General features: G+C 36.4%; 1 protein-coding gene. It reads right to left on the bottom strand.

The window, feature by feature from the left end:
* On the bottom strand, positions 1-1,483 hold a 1,483-nt coding region (locus WAX78_RS25075; protein ID WP_336484681.1), incomplete at both ends, for a condensation domain-containing protein.

The following is a 1,483-nucleotide window of genomic DNA, read 5'->3' as shown; positions in this document are numbered from 1 at the left end:
GAACATCCTCTTTTAAGAAGGCTTCCTTTTCCTTTTCTTGATTTTTTGACTGAGAAAGATCTATTTCATTAAATTCAATAGCTCTTCCCTTTAACATCACTTGTCTTGGTTCACTTACATTCTGATAAACAATACTCGTTTCAAGCACGCCGTGCTTTTCTGTTAATAAATCCAAACTCATTTTCAAATGCTCGACAGAATTTAGGCCACTAACAGAATATACACTTTGAACAACATACTCACTTGACTCTTCATTTAACAATTTGTGATACAACATTCCCTCTTGCATCCCTGTCATCGGGATAATGCGATCAATCTCATATCCCTTTTCCACGTATTTTTGCACAACATTGTTATATTCTTCAAGTGACCAATTTTCTTCTCCAAGGTCAAAAGGTGTTCGGATCGTTTCTTTTTGTTCCAAACAATGATAAATGACTTTTAATAATTCATCTTTAATTGCTTGGATGAAAGCATCCATTTCCTCCTTTATGTACTCTGAACCATTGAAGCTTAAAACTAAACTTAATTTTTTATCTGAGATTGCACCATCTAAAGATAACTTGGTATGGAAAGTATCCTTTTCTGAAACATCTCTTCCATGTGAAAGACTGCTCTCTGAAAAATCTTCTCCGGATTGACTAAATTGAAACTCTCCAAGATAATTAAAGGTTAACTCAGGTTCCACTCCTTCAAGAACAGTCTCTCCCAATTCATTAAGAATGCCATAACCAATTCCATGATGAGGAATTCTCCGTAAAGTTTCTTTCGTCTTACTAATATCCATTCCAATTGAATCTCCAAGTTCCTCTAAGACAACTGGATACGTACTAGTAAACCAACCGACAGTACGATCAATGACCATAGAATCCACAATTGCTTCACGTCCATGTCCTTCCATATGAATGGCTAAAGAAGTTTGACCTGTAATCTTGTTCACCGCACGACCAACTGCCGTTAATAGTAAATCATTAATTTCAGTTGAATAAGCTGTGCTGGCTTTTTGTAGTAAGTTCTCAGTCTCTTTTTTAGATAAGGACATTGTTACTTTTTGAGGATCTAAGTATAATCCCTCTTCTTTTACAGGCAATAACAATTTTCCTGTATTCACCTTAGACTCAACAGTCTTCCAATAATTCACTTCAGACTGTAATTGAGAGCTTTCGCGATAAGATTGCAGTGCCAAGCCCCACTCCTTGAAGGAGTGAGTTTTAGGAGGTAATTGAATCTCTTTTCCATTTTTAGCAGCTTCATAGGCTACCTTAAGATCCTCTATCAAGATTCTCCAAGAAACTCCATCTACCACTAAATGATGAATACTTAAAAGAAGATAATCACCATCTTGCAGTTGAAAGACTCCAGCTCTTAAAAGCGGACCGTTTTCCAAATCCATACTAGCTTGAATTTTAGTAGACTGTTCATCAACCATGGCATACGCTTTTTCTAATGGGAATGCGGTGTAATCATAGCTTTCTACCGCTAC

Origin of the sequence: Bacillus yunxiaonensis (assembly GCF_037104695.1) — a bacterium.
Classification (GTDB): Bacteria; Bacillota; Bacilli; order Bacillales; family Bacillaceae_G; genus Bacillus_A; species Bacillus_A yunxiaonensis.
Note: the sequence above shows the minus strand (reverse complement) of the source record. Positions and strands in the feature narration are given on the sequence as shown.